The following is an 18057-nucleotide window of genomic DNA, read 5'->3' on the forward strand; positions in this document are numbered from 1 at the left end:
AAGGGGTTTGTCGACAATTCCATAAGCGAAACTGTACAAAATGCGGCTGGCAGCTCACCGCCGAGCGATATCGGAGCATGAATGTCATCGTTGTTCGAAAGCTCTAGCGTATTTAAGTCTCTCACCTGCCCTGCCCTTCATGCCGAGTAGATGAGAGTAGGTCCGAGTAGGTTAGAGTGGATAAGGGTAGCCAGCGAACAACCCAACCATCATCAGAATAGAAGACCGCAGTTCAGCTTCATGTCACGCAGCTTGCTAAGCAATTGGCGCGGGTCAGAGTAGGGCCGAGCAGATAAGAGTAACTTCCTAGTAGTCCACTTCCGGCAAGGCGCTCGCTTGTTCCAACCCGAACGTCCGTCCCTCCCCGATCAGCTCCGTCACGTTCTCGTGCACGATGCCGCTACGGTGCTGGATGGGGTCGTTGCGCGTGATGACGAACTTGGGCCAGTTGTCCCGTATCTGCTCGAGCGGGCGGTACTCGCGGTCCTCGGTCGAGAGGCTGTTCATGATGGTCATCGCCACCTGCACGTAGGCGTACTCCATCTCGGGCGACCTCATGACGAAGTCGCACTCGAGCTTGCCGATACGCCCCACGCTCACCTCGTAGCCCAAGCTCCGCGCGTAGCTGTACACGATGTTCTCCAGCACGGGCCCGTAGTTGATGCGGTTGTCCGTGTTGAGCGCGAAGTAGAAGCTCAGGTCGGCGAGATAGTACTTCTGCTCGCCTCGAAGCGACCTGCGCGACTTCATATCGAAGCGCTCGCAACGTCGTATGATCTTGGCGTCCTCGAGTATCCGAAGGTAGCGGTCCAGCGTCTCGCGCTTAATATGGACACCCTGCTTCGCAAGGTCGTCAAGGATATTAGTCAGGCTTGTCGTTGCCCCAAAATTGTTCGTGATGTACTTTCTGACCGTTTCGAACACGGGCATGTTACGAACTTGGACCCTGCGACGGACGTCCTTCTCCAGAATCTCCGCGACAACGGACTTGACGTAAGCTCGCTTATCGACGAGCGCCTCGTATCCGAGCGCCTTGGGAAAGCCGCCCTCCAAGATGTAAGCATCGAGCTCTACCACGGGATTGGGGTTGACCGACTTGCCGAGAAATACCTTCATGTCCTCGTATTCCTTGAAGGTGAGCGTCTGCATCTCGAACTCGATGTAGCGACCGGTCAGCTTGGTCATGAGCTCGCCCGAAAGCAGGTAGCTGTTAGAGCCGGTGATGAAGATGGACCAACCCCCATCGGTGCGAAAGGCGTTCACAACCTCCTCGTAGCCTCTCACGTTCTGAACCTCGTCAATGAACAGGTATTTCAATCCGTCAGGTGCGCCGGCGGAAGCACTATCGATCGCTGCCTCGAGCTCGTCGGCAGTCTTGACCTTCCGCAGCTTGCGGCTGTCGAGATCGAGGTAGACGATGGAAGCCGAGCTGATGCCACTCTCGACGAGCTCTTGGGCAACGGTTTGCATAAGACAGGACTTTCCGCAGCGCCGCACGCCGGTGATGACCTTTATGATCTCGTCATCATGATAGAAGCCCCTAATCTTCCTGAGATAATTCTCACGCCTGAATAGCTCCACTTTCCACCTCCATCGTCGTTCTTTGCTTCATTCGTACCCAAGTTAGGGGGTATTTAGCACATAATTTCAATGAATACCCCCTAACTTGAACAATTAGACAATGGGAGCCCAAAAGAGACCAGCAAGTTTGGCAAAGAGGCTCTTCAAAAAATGGAGCCATGGGGTTGCCATGGCTCCGAGAGGTGGTATTATACGTATATACGAACGTGTGTTCGCTATTCCCGCTCAGTAATCAAAATGTGCACTCTCATCACCGTTCGTCTACGCGGTGTACCGTCGTCTTCCAATTAACCGAAATCAGATGGTTTCCGGGTGCCTGAGCTGAACTCAAATGAACTCAACGCCGATTTGTCGGACGGGGGCGACGCCGTCTTCGGAATCTCGCAGGGATGAGTGCAGGACACGAAAACGCGAGGCAACGCTTAACTCGCACGGAGAATGGGATCCCCCTGTTTATGACCCAAAAGCAAGTAGCGCTTTTATCACTCGGGGGGCGCCTGTGTACCGGAGCGGTTTTTGCTTCAGCGGAGCCCCGGCGGGCTAATACGGTTATGACGATACACCCCAATCGTGTATACTTCGGCCATGTGAAAAGCCTCGGGCTTTTAGCGGCTGCGGGTACCTGTACCTTCAGCCGTATTTTTCACTCGATCGCTCACAGTCAATGCGGGGAACGACCTGTGGCGAACGATGAGAACATCGTCCAAGTTTTCGACTTCCGTATGAGCACGGCTCTATTCGAATCCACAGGCAGCCCAAGTTCTCTTTGGGCCCTCTAAGACATCTGGGCTGCCCTCGTTACCCGCTTATGACGGGAAGAGCCAATACAAGCGCGGTGAACTGATCGCCGTCCTCCAAGACAGAACCCAGCGTCTCGATCCATTCCGGTCATTTTTTGGACATAGCAGCACTGCTGCCCAGAAAAATGTCAAGAATAACGCATCCTCGTAAGGGGTCATTTAGCGTCGAATATGCCTCCGATGCCCCATAACCGCAAATATCCCGCTCCCACTCGATGGGATCGCGCTTCGTAAGTCTCCAAACACCATACCGCTCAAACTGTCAACACCCATCGCATCCATACTTCATGGCAACCAATTTAACTAAACCCAATCGTTACCCGACTGTTACAGACACCAAAACGACGCTTGTCGTTAGCTCTAAACTCAAGCCGAAAATAACCCTAGGCTCAAACGACAAAATGATGGCCGCGGAAGGATTCGTTACGGACCCTATACAATCATCTCCCCCTCCATCTATAGGTTGCCTTCGACTGTCTCTCCCTACTTCGCCAACCCAAGCTCTCTCGCCAGGCGAAACACGCTTTCATCGTAGTATGGCCAATCAACGAATGAATCCAAGCCTCCAAGCCCACTCTTCCTCATCAATTCTTCGTTGATTTTCAGGGTAATAGCTATAAGCAACGACAGAAGCTTGAAATAGTCTGCTCGAATGTCATCTGCTTGAGGATCATCAATAGATGAATTGGCATGATCGTATCGATTACGAAGACCAGCAGAATTCGAAAAAGACGCATCGTTGAACATGTAGTCAAGATAGTCGGACTCAAATGGCGCAAACAGTTTATCGCAGTAGCTGATAGTATGCCGACTTGCCAATGACTCGACAATTTCTAGATCCCTTTTTCCAAGTCGAAACAGGGGCAACGCATCGTGCTCCCATATGATTTTGAGGCAAACGGCATAATCCGTTGGCTCCAACCTCCCATTTTCATCGTGTTCAATTACAAACTCGTTTTTTATGAGTTCATTCAGGTTCGGTTGTAAATACTCTGGGTAATCGCCTCGCGTCACATGGTGGTTCACCATCATCTCGTAAAAACTCGATTCACTTATCTTTTCTGCATGTAAATACGAGAGCATGCACTGATCTGAAAACAAGAGGCTGCCAAATCGCTCAAAACTTGATCCTGCAATGGCGTACTTCTTGCCGTCCAAAGCCGTGAGAGATGAAAAGGACCTCATGCTCTCATGGGGAAAATACTCATCATCTATCACGCCATATTTTGAATAGAGGGAATATGCCTTTACAGCTCGCTCAATCTCGGGCCCAATCGCCTTGCATTTGTCCAGCCACGTTGCCTTTTCCGAAGGCAGGGCAAGCGAAAAACCGGTTATGTCGAATTCCTCCGCGAAATATTGGTTGTAAACCCATTCGATTGCCGATTCCAGGCGACCCCCGTTTGTCTCAAGGAAATTCGCATACGCCATGGTTTCGAGATGCGTTAGGCCGCTGCGCATCTGAAATCCAGTTGTTTCACGATACTCCCCTTTTACGTGCATACCCAAGGTCGCCATAATTCCATGCTCCTCATGCTTCCGCGCAGGCGCCTGCATGAGACCATGCGAATCAACAAAATCAAATACATAAATCAGATTGTTCATCACGGTTGCGGGATCCATATACTTTTTCAGCCAGCGTCCGCTGAAAGAATGCGTTAGGCTAAAACCTTCTCTCGTCACTCCCTTACAGGCGTTTTGCCTCATATCGATTACTACGCCCGTGCCGTACCTAAGCCCGGTCCCATTCCGGAACAAATCATCCATAGATTTATCGTATTGCCGCTTAGCTTTTACGCGAACCTCCGGAGACGGATTGTACCGAGCCGCCTTACCTGACGGCCAATTTCGCAAAGCAGACACGTAATTCGGATTTGCGGTTTCACTATTGATGTAACTAAGCATGATGCCGTCTATTTCCGAATTTCCCAAGTTTTGCGGCAAGTTGAGAGCCTTCTCACTTGTCTCCTCAGCAGCAAGACGGCCTACGATGAGCTCGGCAGAATATCTCGGATTGTTGATCAGGGCGCGTTTAATCTCGTCCGCAAAGCACTCAACCGGTTTCTTGTATTGCAAGACCATACCAAGGCATTCCGGATGATCCATCAACAACTTCTCAAAGTCGGGCGATTTCATCTTCTGCCATGCTCCGCATGCTTCCATAAGCTCCCAGAATTCCTTCCCGTACTGGAGCTCAACTTGATCGTAGACTTCCCCAATGCTCTTATTCTCCAGCTCAGAAGACACAAGCCTGCATGCTTTGGAAAAAAGGATTGTCGCTCGTCTCGGATGATCCTCGATTGATTGGCCTAGAAATAACTCGGGGATGCCCTCGACCGTCAGCTTTATTTGATGGGCCTCAATAGCTTCGTTTATCGAAGTGAGGTCGACGATTTCCGCACTTGCTAGCACAGACAGGCATCTATCTCTATGGACACCCGCCGCATAATCATTGCGCCCGTAATAAACAACCCTCTTTTCATCGAAATCACGCATACAATCACCTCTCTCTGCTGTCTGCAGCAAGAACCCCAAAGTGAGCGACTGGCTACCCCCACAATCCCATGTTCGACATCGCGTACAGCGGAACGTTCCTCATCCAGTCCTGCTCGCGATAGCCCGACAGACTGAAACGGACGGACTTGATCTTCGGGTGGGACTCCTTGAACGCCCTGAGGCTCTTGGCGCGCAGGTTCTCCTCCGCCTTCACCTCGATGGCGTAGACGCTGTTCGGCCCCTGCGCCAGGAAGTCGACCTCACCCGATGAGTTCTCGGCCGACCAGTAGTACGGCATGAGCCCGCAGTCGGAAACGAGCTGCTGGCAAACGTACTGCTCGGTGAGGGAGCCCTTGAACTCCTCGAAGATCTCGCTGCCCCCGATGACCGTCTCCTTGTCCAACCCCGCCATCGCGCCCAGCAGGCCGACGTCCACCAGAAAGAGCTTGAACGCCGCGTCGTCGGCGTAGGGAGCCAGGGGGATACCGGGCTTCGAGATCCTGCGGACGAGGGTCGTGATGCCAGCCTGCGTGAGCCACGTGATCCCCGCCCGGTAGTTCCGCGCCCGCGCGCCTTGCACGATGTGGCTGAACACGAACTTCTTGTTCTCCCTCCCAAGATGGGACGGGATCGAACGCCACGCGGCGAGCGCGTACTCAGTCTCGACCCTGCCGAGGTGCTTCGAGATGTCGCGCTCGTAGCCGCGCAGAATATCGAGCTGCACCTCGCGCGCATCCTCCAAGAGACCTCGCTCAAGAAAGGCGCTCACCGCCTCCGGCATCCCCCCGACGTAGTAGTACTGACGAAGGGGCGGAACGAACTTGCTTGAGAAGCCGTTGATGAGGCTCGTGTCTCCCGTGTCGATGAGGTCGCAGAGCGTCCGGTTCCCCGTTGCGACAAGAAACTCCCGAAAGCTCAGGGGATGGAGATCGAGCGTGTTCACCTTCCCAACGGGGTACCCGCTTCCCTCGTGCACGGTGATGCCCAGAAGCGAGCCGGCCGCAGCCACCACGTACCCGGGCGCGTCCTCGCAGAAGTACTTGAGGGAGGTGAGCGCCTTCGGGCACGCCTGGATCTCGTCGAGGACGATGAGGGTGCCGCCCTCGGACACGACCTCCCCCGTCTCGAACTGGATGGCCGAGACGATGCGCGGGATGTCGTAGCCCAGCTCGAACTGCTCGCGCATCCTTGGGTTGTCGTCGAGGTTCACGTACGCGACGTTCTCGAACTGCGTCCTGCCAAACTCCTTGAGCAGCCACGTCTTGCCCACCTGGCGCGCACCGTTGAGGATGAGCGGCTTGCGGCGGGGCCCGTTTTTCCAGGCAACAAGCCCATCCATGAGGAATCGTTCCATGCAAGCTCCTCTCCTAAAATAGATACGGCCTTATTTTCGCACAGAATGGCGAAAATAAGGCCGTAATAAAGCAAGTTTTGGAGAAAATCAGGTGGAATTTATTCCCACTCTATCGTGGCGGGCGGCTTCGGCGTGACGTCGTACACCACGCGGTTGACGCCCTCGACCTCCGCCACAATGCGGCTCGAGATCTTTCCGATCACGTCGTACGGCAGCTTCGCCCAGTCCGCAGTCATCGCGTCGCTCGACTCAACGGCGCGCACGATCACCGGACGCGCGTAGGTGCGCTCGTCGCCCATCACGCCCACCGAGCGGATATCCGGCAGCACGGCAAAGTACTGCCAGCAGCTGTGCTCGCTGTTGCGCTCACCGGTCTCCTCAAAGAGGTGCTCGTTGTAGGCGTCGAGCTCCTCGCGCACGATGGCGTCAGCCTCCTTGAGGATCGCGAGCTTCTCGCCGGTCACCTCGCCGATGATGCGGATGGCCAGGCCCGGGCCCGGGAACGGCTGGCGGTAGACCATCTTGTCCGGCAGGCCCAGCGCCACGCCCAGCTCGCGCACCTCGTCCTTGAAGAAGTGGTCGAGCGGTTCGATCAGGTCAAAGTGCACGCCCTCGGGGAAGGGGATCAGGTTGTGGTGGCTCTTGATGGTGGCTGCCTTGCCGCCGGTCTTTCTCGCCCCGGACTCGATGATGTCGGGATAGATGGTGCCCTGTGCCAGGAGCTCCACGTCGCCGATCTTCTGGGCCTCGTCAAAGAAGACCTTCCAGAACTCGGTGCCGATGAGCCGGCGCTTCTGCTCGGGGTCGGTCACGCCGGCAAGCAGCCTGGCGTAGCGCTCCTCGGCGTGCACGTGCACGAGCGGCACCTGGAACTGGTCACGGAAGACCTCCTCGACCATCTCCGGCTCGCCCTTGCGCAGCATCCCGTGGTTCACGAAGACGCACGTGAGCTGGTCGCCCACCGCGCGGTGCACCAGGGCCGCCACCACGGACGAGTCGACGCCGCCGGAGAGGGCCAGGATGACCTTCTTGTCACCCACCTGCGCGCGAATCTCCGCGACCTTCTCGTCGATGATGTTGTCCATGGTCCAGTTGGGCTCGAGCCCGCAGATGCCAAAGAGGAAGTTCTCGAGCAGCTGACGGCCGCACTCGGTGTGGCGCACCTCCGGGTGGAACTGCGTGGAGTAGAGCCGGCGAGAAGGACACTCCATGGAGGCAACGGGGCACACCCCGGTGCTCGACGTGACGACAAACCCCTCGGGCGCGCGGCTCACCGCGTCGCGGTGGCTCATCCAGACGGTCTGTTCGGCCGGGGTCTCACCGAAGAGCGCGGACTCGCCGGAGCGGGCGATCGTGGCGGGGCCGTACTCGCCCACCTCGGAGTGAGCCACCTCGCCGCCCAGCGTCACGGCCATGATCTGGTGGCCGTAGCAGAAGCCGAGCACCGGCACGCCCAGCTCGAGCACGCCCGGGTCGATCTTGGGCGCGTCCTCGGCGTAGACGCTCGCCGGGCCGCCGGAGAGGATGAGCGCGGAGGGTCCCATCGCGGCGAGCTCGTCAGCGGGGATGTCGCACGGGACGATCTCCGAGTAGACGTGCAGGTCACGCACGCGGCGCGCGATCAGCTGCCCGTACTGGGCACCAAAGTCCAGGACGGCAACGAACTGCTTGGGGCTCGGCTTGGCGCTCGAATCGCTCATGTGTCCTCCGGTTTCGAAGTTGGTCGCTAGCCACGCAGGCGGTGCCCCTCCCTGCGGACGGGGCGAGCTCGCGCGGGCAACAGGTTTTGCTCCATTATTACATTTTCCTAAGACGGGGTGCGTTTTGGCGCTCCTTCATGCGCCCTACACCTCCTTTACGTATTATTCTGCAACTAAGACGACAAGCAGAACGGGGCCGCCGCGCCTCGCCACGACCAAGCAGACAATCAGAAGGGGAGCTCGTGGCTGACAGAAAGCCCCATAGGCGCATGACCCATGCCGAGCAGGTTCGCCGCTCGCAGAGCCACTACGGAAGCGGCTACTCGGGGGTCGCCCCGTCTCACGTGCGCATAGACGCCGAGCAGCCCCGTACTTCTCGCCGCCCGGGCGCCTCCTCGCGTCACGTCGCCTCGAGGGCAGACGGGTCGGGCGCCTACGCTGCGCGACGCAAGAAGAACGGCCGCGGCCGCGTTCTGCGCGGCGTGCTCGTGGCCTTTCTCGTCGTGCTCGTGGGCGTGGGCACCGCCGCGGCGCTCTACATCTCCCGCATCAACAGCAGCCTGAACGAGGGCGTCTCTGACGAGCTCCGCCAGCAGCTCGTTGCCGTTGAGCCCCAGCAGCCGTTCTACATGCTGCTGCTTGGCGTCGACAAGAGCGAGGGCCGCGCCGAGGAGTGGGGCGACTCCACGGCCAACTTCCGCGCAGACACCATCATCCTTGCCCGCGTCGACGCGCCCGCCCAGCGGGTGACGCTCGTCTCCATCCCACGCGACACCCTCGTTGACATGGGCGAACACGGCGAGGACAAAATCAATGCGGCCTACTCCTATGGCGGTGCCGCCTACATGGTCGACGTGGTCTCGGACTTTGCGGGCGTCGACATCTCCGCCTACGCGGAGATTGACTTTGAGCAGTTCACCTCCATCGTGGACACCATCGGCGGCATCGAGGTCACGCTACCGGTTGACGTGGTGGACGAGACCTATGCCGGCATCAACCTCACCGCCGGAACCCACCAGCTTGACGGCGCCACCGCACTCGCCCTCGTTCGCACGCGCCACGCCTACGACGAGTACGGCGGAGGTGACTTCTACCGTGCCGCCAACCAGCGCGCCGTCATCGCCGCCATCGTCAGGAAGATTCTGCAGCAGGACCCGATGACCATGGCCACCACGGTCTCGCAGCTTGCCGACAGCGTCACCACCACGATGGGCGTCACCGACATCGTCGGCCTGGCCATGCAGTTCAGGAACCTCGACGTCGACCATGACTTCTACTCCGGCCAGTGCCCGACGATCTCCGAGTACGTGAACAACATCTGGTACGAGCTGCCCGACGAGGCCGCCTGGCAGGAGATGATGCGGCGCGTGGACGCCGGCGAGTCCCCCTACTCCGACGCTAGCCAGGACTTCACCTCGGACGCGGCGATCGCCATCGGCGACGGCACCACGATCTCCGATGACGGCGCAGGCGCCTCCTCCGGAGGGCGGGCAACGTTCAGCGGCTCGGTCCTCGTGCTCAACGGCGCGGGCGTGGACGGCCTGGCCATGTCCAAGTCCACCGAGCTGGAGTCCGCGGGCTTCTCGCCCTATGCGGACACCGCCAGCTCGTCCAACCACACCACGAGCATGGTCTACTACAACGCGGACAACCGCAGCGCCGCGCTTGGCGTGGCCCAGACCCTCGGCATCAGCGCCGACAACGTCGCCGAGAACACAGAGGGCTACTCCACCCGTTACGACGTCATCGTCGTGCTTGGCGCCGACCAGGCATAGGGGTCGCCGGCCTGCAGCGCAGCCCCGCGACACGGCGAGAAGAACCTGCGCCCCGCACGCCGTATGGCGTGCGGGGCGTCGTCGTCACTAGAGACAGACGCAAGCCGGCATGCGGCGTTCGGGAGCTTGGGGAATCGTGACTTGTCGTTGGGAGCCGTCCGCCGCTTACAGAATTGCTGTCGATGCAGCAAAAGGGCTACCAGCTGCTTAGAGAATCGCGACTGATGCAGCAAAGGAGCCGTCGAGCGCTTAGGAAATCACGGGCAGGGTACTTCTCGCCGCGCTACGTCAGTCGCGATTTTGAAAGCACCCGCCACCCCAAACGGTACGTCAGCCGCGTTTTCGTAAGCACCCTCGCCCGCAACACGCGGGCACGCCGCGCAAAGCCGCAGGAAACCCCGCCGCAGCGCCCAAACGCCCCACGCGGTGGCGCTCAATCCCTCAGCAGCTGCGAAGTGAACCCGCGCGCCACGAGAAGCTCGTAGGCAGCCGTCACGTCCGCGGGAACGTCCTGCGGGGTCTGCCAGCCGCGCCGACCGTACTCGACGATTCTCTGGACGTCCCCCACGAGCACGGACACAAACTCCTTGACGGAGATTGGCCCCTCATTTGTGTAGACGTCGAGAAACTCCTCAAAGTCGAGCGTCGGCGACGCCATGATGAAGTCGAGCTCGGGCCACTGCGCCTCGAGCGCCGAGCGCGTCCTTCTCCCCCTAAACGGAATCTCGACCACGATGGCGCGCGCGTCCCCCATGCCGGCCTCGGCAAGCAGCCGCCGCGAGTGAGAGATGTTCTCCCCCGTGTTGGTTGAGGTGGTGTCCAGCAGGATGTCCTTCTCGCGGACGCCCATCCGCTCCGCCACGCGGGCAAACCGCTCGGCCTCGGGGACGTTCCATATCTTCCTGGTGATGCGGCCGAGCCCTCCCGTAAACAGGACCTTGTCGACCAGCCCCTCAAGGTAGAGCTCCGCAGCCCGACGCGCCACGTACTCGCTGTGGTTGCCAAACCCGATGGCAACGTCCCTGCGCTCAAGGGGATCGTCAACGCGCTCGTAGTCAAAGAGCGTCCTCGCCGCAGCCAGTGTGCTCTCGTCAAGACGGTTATCGGACATAGCCCCTCACCACCACCTCGGCGCCGGCACCCGGCCGCTCGCCCTACACGTTGAACCGGAAGTGCATCACGTCGCCGTCCTGGACGACGTAGTCCTTGCCCTCGATGCGCAGCTTGCCCGCGGCGCGGCACCCCGCCTCGCCGCCGAGCTCGACGTAGTCCTCGTAGCTCGCCACCTCGGCCTTGATGAAGCCACGCTCGAAGTCCGAGTGGATCACGCCCGCCGCCTCGGGGGCCTTGGCGCCAATCCGCACGGTCCAGGCCTTGACCTCCATCTCGCCGGCCGTGAAGTAGCTCTGGAGGCCCAGCAGGTGGTAGGCCGCCTGCGCCAGCGTCTCGAGGCCGCTGCGCTCGAGGCCCAGGTCGACCAGGTACTCGGCCGCCTCGTCGGGCTCCAGCTCGGAGAGCTCGGCCTCCACCTTGGCGCAGATGGGGATCGGCGTCACGCCGTCGATGGGCGCGAGCTCCTGGCCCAGCTGGTCCTCGTCCACGTTGGCCACGTAGAGGATCGGCTTCATCGTGAGCAGGAAGAGCCCCTTGGCGGCCGCGCGCTCGTCGTCGCTCATCTCCATCGTGGCGGCGCGCCTGCCGTCGTTCAGCCAGTCGAGCAGGCGGCGCGCCACGTCGGCCTTCACCGCGAGGTCCTTCTCGCGCTTGGCGTCCTTCTCCAGCTTGGGGAGCTGCTTCTCAAGGGACTGGATGTCAGCCAGGATGAGCTCGGTCATGATCGTGTCGGCGTCGGCCGCCGGGTCCACGAACTCGCCCACGCGCCCGACCTCGCGCATGACGTTGGGGTCGGTGAAGTAGCGCACCACCTCGCAGATGGCGTCGGTCTCGCGGATGTTGGCCAGGAACTGGTTGCCCAGGCCCTCCCCCTCGTTGGCGCCCTTGACCAGGCCGGCGATGTCGACGAACTCCACCGTGGCCGGCACGATCCGCCCCGGGTGCACGATCTCGGCGAGCTTGCCGAGCCGCTCGTCCGGCACGTCCACGATGCCCACGTTGGGGTCGATCGTGGCGAAGGGGTAGTTGGCCGCCAGCCCGCCCTTCTTGGTGAGCGCGGTGAACAGGGTCGACTTGCCCACGTTGGGCAGGCCCACGATTCCGATGGAAAGGGACACGTTCTTCTCCTTACTTGCCTTGCTTGGCGCTCTTCTCGCCGGGGCGGGACAACGCGGCCCCGGATGCCGGCGCGTCGTCGTCCGCAAGCCGCTCCAGCGCGTCCGCCGCGCGGTTCAGCTGCTTCTTGCCCTGCTCGAGGTACTTGCTTGCCTGCTCCTTGGCCTCGGCCTTCTTGCGCGCGACCTCCTCGGCCACCTTGTCCGGGATCACGAGCTCGCTCACGTCCATCGGCTCCATGGCCAGCGCGCCCTCCGGGCACACCTTCACGCACGCGGCACAGCTCACGCAGTAGGCGCTCTGCACCGTGACGTTGCCGGCCTTGTCCAGGTCCAGCGCGTGGGTGGAGCACGTCTTGGCGCAGTCGCCGCACGCCGTGCAGAGCGCGGAGTCCCACACCGGCACCTCGAGCTTCACCAGCGCGGCGAGGTCCTCGTTGTGCTGCAGCGCGCCCATCATGAGCTTGCGGCCCTGCGTGAGCGTGCGCAGGCGGCTGCCGGAGGTCTTGGCGCCCACGGCGTTCTCGAGCTCCTTCTGCAGCCGGTTCAGGCGCTGGGTGTGGTCGGAGAGCTTCTTGGCCACCGCCTTGGCGCCCGCGAGGGCCGGCGTGCCACGCGAGACCAGGCGCTCGGCGGAGTGGATGGCCCCGCTCACGAACTGGCTGCGCTTGTAGGCGCGCGTGAGCTCGTGTGTCATCGCGGACTGCTCGACCTCCAGGCCCAGCGCCGCGTCAGCCCACTCCTCGGCGGTGCCGATGGCGTCCACGTAGGTCTGCTCGCCGGTGGTGGTGCGGCAGCGGTCACAGATGCCCACGGGCAGGTAGACGTTGATGTTGTCATAGTCGGCGAGCAGCGAGAACCACATCTCGGTGGAGATGGAGCCCACGCAGCCCAGTACGATCTCGTTGCCCTGCGGCAGGCGCTTGAGCGCGCGCGTGCAGGTGACGTAGCACTGCTCGTAGGACGAGGCGGCACGGGCGATCTGGTCGTAGACCTGGCGCGGCGAGTGACGGCGCGTGGCAAACGTCTCCGTGGGGCACACCGCGCAGCACAGGCCGCACTTGCGGCAGTCCTCGCTCAGCGTCACCGACTTGTTGTGGATGGTGATCGCGTGCGTGGGGCACACCTCCAGGCAGCGCGAGCACACGTCGTCACGGCCGGACGCCACGCGCAGGCAGCGGCTGGAGTTGGCGAAGGGCTTCTCCTTGTAGTCCGCGGGGTTGAAGACCTTGCGCTCGCCGTTCTCGTCGACGAGCGAGCTGACCATGGAGTTGGGCAGCTCCTTGAGGGAGCGCCAGTCGCTCTGCAGGTCGATCAGCTCATCGAGCAGGTCCCTCTTCTCGGCCACGGGCAAACCGTCCTCTCGTCATCGTCACCGATGCTTCATTGTACGCCTTGCCGCCGCCCCGGGCCGCAGCGGGAGGTTCTTCTCGCCCGCGGCTTTCCCGTTGCGCCGTTATCTACCCCGACTCGGGTAGATGATTGACCGACGACTGCACGACGGCTGTCTGCGACCTGCGGTTTCTTTGAAACTTAACTGATTTATTGCCCTTAGAAGAGGCCAATAACCATGACGGCCCACTCAAGCGGGACGGCCCCAAAGACTCGGTGAACGGCATGGGGAGGCGCGTCCGCCGGACGGCCCCGCCCCGGCGAGAAGAACCTCGCGCCCCGGGCCCGCCTACCCCAGCGGGGGCATCGGCTCCCAGGTGGGGTCGTGCTGGATGCGGCGCTGCGCGCGCCACCCGGCAAACAGCCGCCTGGTACCGCTGACGAGGCTGCCGCGGTCCACCAGGACGATCCGCGCGAGCTCCTTGCCAAAGGTGAGCAGCGTGCCCGCCGCAAAGCCTATCGGGTTGTAGTCCCCATGGAGCTGGAAGTAGCGCGCCAGGTAGCCGCGGTTGCGCGTGATGTAGTAGCGCGTCATGTCCGAGGTGGAGTTGAGCTGGCGCACCGTGCCGATCCCCTGGTTCTTGACCTCGCGGCTGCGGCTGAGCACGTAGTCGGGCACGTAGTAGACGGGCGTGACCTTGCTCGCCAGGTATCCGTAGAGCGCATCGTCCAGGTAGATGAAGAAGCGCGGGTCGGGCAGGCCGATCTTCTCGACCACCCGGCGCGAGAAGCACGACCCCTCGAAGCACAGCACGTTGCAGAGCTTGTAGCGCTCCCCCTCGCGCCAGGCGTCGCGCGAGAACGGGTTGTAGATCCCCAGCACAGTGGAGAAGCGGTGCTGCCAGAAGAAGTGACCGCCGTCGAAGTCGTGCCGCTGGCCCATGATGGCCTCGGCCTCGCGGGACCAGCGCGCCAGCACGTCGAGGCCCCCGGGCTCCACCACCACGTCGTCGTCCATCACCCAGAACCACTCGGCGCCAAGATCGAAGGCGCGGCGCACGCCCTCGGAGAACCCGCCGGAGCCGCCGGTGTTCTCCTCCATCGGGTCGTAGACCACGTGAGAGAGGCCGCCCTCGGCGTCGGGGTCATCCGCGGTGGGGCCCCACTGGGCGTCGGCGCGGGCGCCGAAGTCGCCCACGATCTGCGCGGTCTCGGCGGAGTTCTCGTTGTCCACCACCACCACGCGCCACGGCTCGCGCGTGAGCCCCAGGATGGAGTCAAGCGCCCGCCGCAGCAGCTCCTGACGCTTGTACGTCACGATGACGATCGCGGGACGTCTCATCCCCACCCCTCTCTGCTCCGAACGTTCTGGCTGGCGGCCAGCCCCCGGCAGACCGTCGGGCCCGCTCGCCGCCCACGGGTCGGCAGGCGGGCGCGTCGCGCCCCCGGCCGCCCCGCTCTGGCTCGACGCCCTATTATAGGGTAGCCCGCTCGGAGCCCGACCCCAGGGGAGCACATGAGCACTTCCATTACAGACGCCCAGAAGCAGCTGGTATCGGTGGTCATCCCGGTCTACAACGCCGAGGGGACCCTCGACGAGTGCCTCGACAGCATCGAGGGGCAGACCCACCGCGACCTTGAGATCGTCTGCGTCAACGACGGCTCAACGGACGGCTCGGCCCAGATCATGCGCGCCCACGCGGCACGCGACCCCCGCATCGTCATCGTGGACAAGCCCAACGAGGGCTACGGTGCCTCCTGCAACCGCGGCATCGACGTCTCCCGCGGGGCGTGGGTGGCCATAGTCGAGCCGGACGACACGCTCGAGCCCACCTGCTACGAGGAGCTCCTTGCCTGCGCGGCGCGCTACGGCGGCGAGAAGAACGTCGACGTGGTGAAGGCCGCGTACTGGCGCGTCTTCCCCGGCGAGAACGGCGCGGGCGAGCTCCGCGTGAGCTGCCCGTACCACGGGCGCGTCCGGCCGCGCCGCCAGCCCTTCGCCGTGGGCGAGGGCGTCGAGCTCCTGCGCCACCACCCCGCCATCTGGGCGGGCATGTACCGGCGCGGCTACCTCCTCGAGCAGCGCATCCGCTTTGTGGAGGTGCCGGGCGCCGGCTGGGCCGACAACCCCTTCCTGGCAGAGACGCTCTGCCACACGGACCGCATCGCCTACACCGACGCGCGCGTCTACGACTACCGCGAGCGTGACCTCAACGAGGCCGAGTCCTTCGCGGGCCGCTCCCCGCTCACCCCGCTCGAGCGCTGGAACGACATGATGGACGCCGCGGAGCGCGCCGGCGAGAAGGACCCGCGCGTCCTCTCCGCGCTCGCCCTGCGCGGGGTCAACTACGCCCTCATCACCGTCCAGGGGGCCGGGCTCGACGCCCCGGGCGTGCGCGAGCTCGTGACGAGCTCGATGGGGCGCCTCGACGCCAAGGCCGTGCTCGCCGACCCCACGATCAGCCCCTCCGGCAAGCGGCTCTTCGCCGAGGCCCGCGGCCTGCCCGCGCCGCGCGGCGGCAGGCTGGGCTACCTCGCGCACCTCGCGGGCGAGGCCCTCTACCGCGTGCGGGAGAACGGCCTGGGGTTTGCGCTCAGGACGGCGCGCAGCCGTCGCGAGGGCAACCGCCTCGGCTAGACGGGTCGGGGCCAGGGGCGGGAGGGCCGGGCGCGGCGAGGCGGCACGGCAGCCCGCAGGTTCTTCTCGCCCGCGTAAGAGGGTGCTAGATGAAGGCGTCGGGGACCGTCGACTCGGCAACCCGGCCGCGACGGAACAGGGAGAGCAGCCGCGCCTGCGCGCAGACAAGGGCCGTGTTGCGCGCCCGGATGGGGGCCATGAGGGACCGCGCGTGGCTCCCGCTGGGGTGTGCAACGCTCACGGCGACGCGCGCCTGGTCGGTCCCGAGCATCCCCTCCACGATCTTGCGGCACTGTGCCAGGTCGGCGGGGCCACCGACACGGCACACGTCCTCGATGCAGTCAATGAGCTGGCCCACGTAGCGGTCCTGGATGGTCTCCATGCTCGCCGCGTCGCCCTCGAGGCCCCAGTGGCGGTAGAGCTCCAGCAGCGCCGCGTGCTCGGCCTCAAGACGCCGATACCACGCCCGCTCCGTGCCCGGGCGACTTGCCGACAGCCGGCGTGACACGTGGTAGCAGGTCCCGGGAAGCACGCTCACGCGCTCCGTCTCACGGAGATAGGAGAGCACGAAGGAGTGGTCGTCCTCGGCCTCCCCGTCCGCCGCGAAGCGTGCCCCGCACGCCTCGGCCCTCTCCCTCGAGAAGAGCTTGGCGCTGGCGGGAAGCAGCTGCCCGGAGCCCAGGAGGCGCCACGCGTCCGAGCGGAAGTCGTGCTGCGTGGGGTAGTCACGTCCCTCGTCCTCGACCGTGACCTCCGACGGGCGTCCGTCGCCCTCGGAAACGGCCAGGGAGTAGCCCCCCACCACGAGGTCCGCGGAGCGCTCCTCCGCACGTCCGAGAAGGTCGGCGAGCATGGTCGGACGCGCCCAGCCGTCGGTGTCCATCACCGCGAGCCACGCGCCGTGGGAGCGCTCGAGGGCGAGGTCGAGCCCCCTCTGGCGCCCGCAGCGGTCCGCATGGACCACAACCACGCGCAGGTCGCGCTCCGCGATGGCGTCCAGCTGGCGTGCCGTGGAGTCCTCCGACCCGGCGTCCACGACCACGAGCTCGATGCGCGTGAGGGTTTGGTTCTGGAGGCTCTCGACCGCGCGGCGGACGGACCTCTCGGCATCATGGGCAACCATGAGCACCGAGACCGTCGGTGATGTAGACGTGTAATGCGGCAACTCCCGCACCCTCCCCTCCCAAGGGACCGCGCGCCAGAGCACACCTGTAAGAGTATCAACGCCCCAGCCAAGCTGGGGGCACGCTGAGAGTCCTTGGCAAAATGAGCACAGGCGGGGCTGGTACGGGCGGGACGGAACTGCCGCAAGGTCCTGCCGGCACGCCTCGCGCGGCGAGAAGGACCTCGACGCCGCCTACGCCGCCGGAACCAGCGTACCGAGGGCCACGTCGAGCTGCGTGCTGTCGAGCACCTGGGTGCCCGTCTCCACGACGTTGCCCGCCTCGTCGGTGGCGGTGCCGGCCGCGAGCGGGGCGTCGGCCGTGGCGAGGTTGGAGACGCCGATGCCGGAGAGCGTCTCGGCCAGCGAGAGGAGCCCCGCCGCGTCGAGGTCGGTCCGCATGCGGGAGAGCAGGTCGGAGGCCGAGCGCACGAGGCTGCCCGGGTCCGTGCCGGCAAGCGACGCGGCGCTGTCGATGACGTCCCCGGTGGTCACGATCACGTGCGAGAAGCTCACATTGGCGGCGGAGGCCAGCGGCGCCACGCAGGCGGCGTACCCCTGCGAGGAGAAGAGCTCGCCCAGGGTGGTGGTGGCGTCCCCCGCGGTCAGGGAGACCTCGACGGGCACGGTGACGAGGGTCGCCGTCCCCTGCGTGGAGTTGACGGAGAGAATCTGTGCGGAGGTGAGCGTGGCGCCCGTGGCGTCGAGGGAGTCGGCGGTGAGCAGCAGCGTGCACGCCACGTCGTCGGTCGAGGCCGTGTAGCCCCCGTCCGGCACGACAGCCGACGCCTGCCCCTCAAGCGCGTCGGAAAGGCCCCTATCGCCCAGGTGGCTCTCCAGGCTCACCCGGTTCCACACCAGCGCCACGACGACGGCCACCGCAACGAGCACCACCACGCAGACGATGGCACCGATGACGTTGGTGTACGGCCCGACCTTGGGGACGTCGGTACGATCGAACCTCTCTCGCTTCCTTGCCATGGCAGTCCCT

12 protein-coding genes are annotated in these 18057 nt (G+C 63.3%); 2 read left to right on the forward strand and 10 right to left on the reverse strand.

Annotated features, from left to right (window positions below; translation table 11 throughout):
- Positions 1–306: 306 nt before the first annotated feature.
- The 4 genes from H9X80_RS03485 to guaA all read right to left on the reverse strand — a co-directional run bounded on the left by H9X80_RS03485 (position 307) and on the right by guaA (position 7931).
- Positions 307–1581, reverse strand: coding sequence for an AAA family ATPase (locus H9X80_RS03485; protein ID WP_204792963.1), 1275 nt, complete (start codon positions 1579–1581; stop codon positions 307–309).
- A gap of 1283 nt (positions 1582–2864) precedes the next feature.
- Complete coding sequence (locus tag H9X80_RS03490) at positions 2865–4877, reverse strand: hypothetical protein (RefSeq protein WP_204792964.1); 2013 nt, start codon at positions 4875–4877, stop codon at positions 2865–2867.
- A 52-nt stretch (positions 4878–4929) separates the two neighbouring features.
- Positions 4930–6231 (reverse strand): ATP-binding protein, encoded by a 1302-nt coding sequence (locus tag H9X80_RS03495; protein ID WP_204792965.1) that lies wholly within the window; start codon positions 6229–6231, stop codon positions 4930–4932.
- A gap of 98 nt (positions 6232–6329) precedes the next feature.
- A complete protein-coding gene (gene guaA / locus H9X80_RS03500) occupies positions 6330–7931 on the reverse strand; it encodes a glutamine-hydrolyzing GMP synthase (protein ID WP_204792966.1) in 1602 nt (533 codons plus the stop codon).
- A gap of 242 nt (positions 7932–8173) precedes the next feature.
- Here guaA and H9X80_RS03505 point away from each other — a divergent pair, with 242 nt between their 5' ends.
- Positions 8174–9706: an LCP family protein gene (locus H9X80_RS03505; protein WP_204792967.1), complete on the forward strand. Its 1533-nt coding sequence runs from the start codon at positions 8174–8176 to the stop codon at positions 9704–9706.
- A 433-nt stretch (positions 9707–10139) separates the two neighbouring features.
- Here the strand turns inward: H9X80_RS03505 and H9X80_RS03510 are convergent, their stop codons facing one another.
- From H9X80_RS03510 to H9X80_RS03525, 4 genes are all read right to left on the reverse strand, one after another.
- On the reverse strand, positions 10140–10817 hold the full coding sequence (locus H9X80_RS03510; protein ID WP_204792968.1) for a YdcF family protein: 678 nt from the start codon (positions 10815–10817) through the stop codon (positions 10140–10142).
- 43 nt (positions 10818–10860) lie between these two features.
- Positions 10861–11937 (reverse strand): redox-regulated ATPase YchF, encoded by a 1077-nt coding sequence (gene ychF / locus H9X80_RS03515; RefSeq protein WP_204792969.1) that lies wholly within the window; start codon positions 11935–11937, stop codon positions 10861–10863.
- 10 nt (positions 11938–11947) lie between these two features.
- Complete coding sequence (locus H9X80_RS03520; RefSeq protein WP_204792970.1) at positions 11948–13282, reverse strand: 4Fe-4S dicluster domain-containing protein; 1335 nt, start codon at positions 13280–13282, stop codon at positions 11948–11950.
- A 333-nt stretch (positions 13283–13615) separates the two neighbouring features.
- A complete protein-coding gene (locus H9X80_RS03525; RefSeq protein WP_204792971.1) occupies positions 13616–14608 on the reverse strand; it encodes a glycosyltransferase in 993 nt (330 codons plus the stop codon).
- A 174-nt stretch (positions 14609–14782) separates the two neighbouring features.
- Between H9X80_RS03525 and H9X80_RS03530 the strand changes: the two genes are divergently transcribed.
- The gene (locus H9X80_RS03530) at positions 14783–15904 is read left to right on the forward strand and encodes a glycosyltransferase (protein ID WP_204792972.1); all 1122 of its coding nucleotides are present in this window, start codon (positions 14783–14785) and stop codon (positions 15902–15904) included.
- 85 nt (positions 15905–15989) lie between these two features.
- Here the strand turns inward: H9X80_RS03530 and H9X80_RS03535 are convergent, their stop codons facing one another.
- Both H9X80_RS03535 and H9X80_RS03540 read right to left on the reverse strand, forming a co-directional pair.
- On the reverse strand, positions 15990–17069 hold the full coding sequence (locus H9X80_RS03535) for a glycosyltransferase family 2 protein (protein ID WP_204792973.1): 1080 nt from the start codon (positions 17067–17069) through the stop codon (positions 15990–15992).
- Between the two features lie 192 nt (positions 17070–17261).
- A complete protein-coding gene (locus H9X80_RS03540; RefSeq protein ID WP_204792974.1) occupies positions 17262–18047 on the reverse strand; it encodes a hypothetical protein in 786 nt (261 codons plus the stop codon).
- Between the last annotated feature and the right edge of the window lie 10 nt (positions 18048–18057).

The sequence above is a fragment of the Olsenella profusa genome (assembly GCF_016900315.1).
Lineage (GTDB): Bacteria > Actinomycetota > Coriobacteriia > Coriobacteriales > Atopobiaceae > Thermophilibacter > Thermophilibacter profusus_A.